Genomic DNA, 1,438 nt, shown 5'->3' with positions numbered 1-1,438 from the left:
TCAGGTTAACAAATTAACTATCACCCTTAACTATTTAATGCCCAAAATTTACAAGAAGCTTAAACAACTCAGCAAACTAAGTCCACTCTAACGAACCATCTTCATTAACCCACACCGCTTCTGCTGGACAAGACTCATCAAAAAACCAATAATCATCCATCAGTTTTTGTTTATCAAACATGTCGTCTTCTGTTTTTGGAAAAGCATCATAAAACAGTTTGACTTGTTCATCGATTGAGCCTCCTAATAACTGACCATTTTTTGCTAATTTAAGTCGACCTTCTTTTAATAATCTTTTCACAAAATAAAAAAAGAGTTCTTTTCTCTCTTGAAATGGAAATTTTTCTTCATTAGATTTTAGAGAAGGGAACATATCAGGGGCAATACAATTCCATAATCCACTAAAAGTTCTTAGTTCTGACCAATCAATAATATTTTTATAATCATTTTCATTTATCATATTTTTTCCTACCTAAATTTAATTTCTGCTCCAGTTCTCAACCCTCTATATAAATTTGTTAAAGTTGGGCTATTTCTTATATCAATAGTCCAACGAGCACCTGTATTAGAGCTCGATACATTTCTTAATGTAATATTTGTACCATCTTGTAATCGTGCTGTATAAATACCATCTCTAACTTTGGTTAATGGCTGTCCAGCTAGTTCCTCCGCATAATTATATATTTGTTTATCGGTCAAATTTTGGCTTTCGTAAATTCGAGTGGAGTAACGATTTCCATTAGCACCTTGCCGAATAGTTTGCCCATCAATTTTTAAATCTGTGGTAGGGTTATTTTTATCGTAGATATCTTTTAATTCGTCAAATCGCTCTTGTTGTTTTTGTTTTTGTTTTTGATATTTTTGGCTATTTTCATTTTGTCGCTTATCATTATCTCCGTCATCATCAGGCGGTAATCCTGGGGCTCCTCCAGCGACAACACTTCCAGAGCCAGCAATATTATTACTGTCTGAAGAGCCACCAACGCCGTTGTTTTGTGAAGTACTTGAATTACTTTCTTGCCCATGAATTAGCGGTATTCTGTCTGCAAAATCAGCGATAAGAAAATCATTTTTATTTTTATTTAGAAAATCTATTTGTTCTTCAGTCAAACTAGCTATAGCAAATGAATCACCACTTCTAATCGCATTAATAGCATTAGTTTTATCATTCTCACTAAGGCTATTAACCACAGATATACCTAATAATGCAGCTAAACCTGTTCCAGCAACATAGTTTGCGCAAACCGAAATTCTTACGCAAATCATCCCTCCAGCTCTAACTACAACTGCTGCGAAGTTATTCTCAACTGCATTCTTACTCGCAGCAATCCCCGTATTCACATCTTGGATATCTCCACCAGATGCTGCGATGGCAAGGCCTGTAGCTAGTTGGGATAGTGCGCTGATTTTTTGTCGCTCTTCTTGCGATAACTCTGTT

General features: G+C 35.3%; 2 protein-coding genes. Both read right to left on the bottom strand.

Features of this window, described 5'->3' with window-relative positions; translation table 11 throughout:
* Positions 1 to 76: 76 nt before the first annotated feature.
* On the bottom strand, positions 77 to 460 hold the full coding sequence (locus tag A9G42_RS04385; protein ID WP_065587967.1) for a DUF596 domain-containing protein: 384 nt from the start codon (positions 458 to 460) through the stop codon (positions 77 to 79).
* An 8-nt stretch (positions 461 to 468) separates the two neighbouring features.
* Positions 469 to 1,438, bottom strand: a 970-nt coding sequence (locus A9G42_RS13175) for a VENN motif pre-toxin domain-containing protein (protein ID WP_082211869.1), incomplete at its 5' end; no start/stop codon positions are given.

It is taken from the genome of Gilliamella sp. Nev6-6 (assembly GCF_001690605.1).
GTDB classification, from domain to species: domain Bacteria; phylum Pseudomonadota; class Gammaproteobacteria; order Enterobacterales; family Orbaceae; genus Gilliamella; species Gilliamella apicola_C.
Note: the sequence above shows the minus strand (reverse complement) of the source record. Positions and strands in the feature narration are given on the sequence as shown.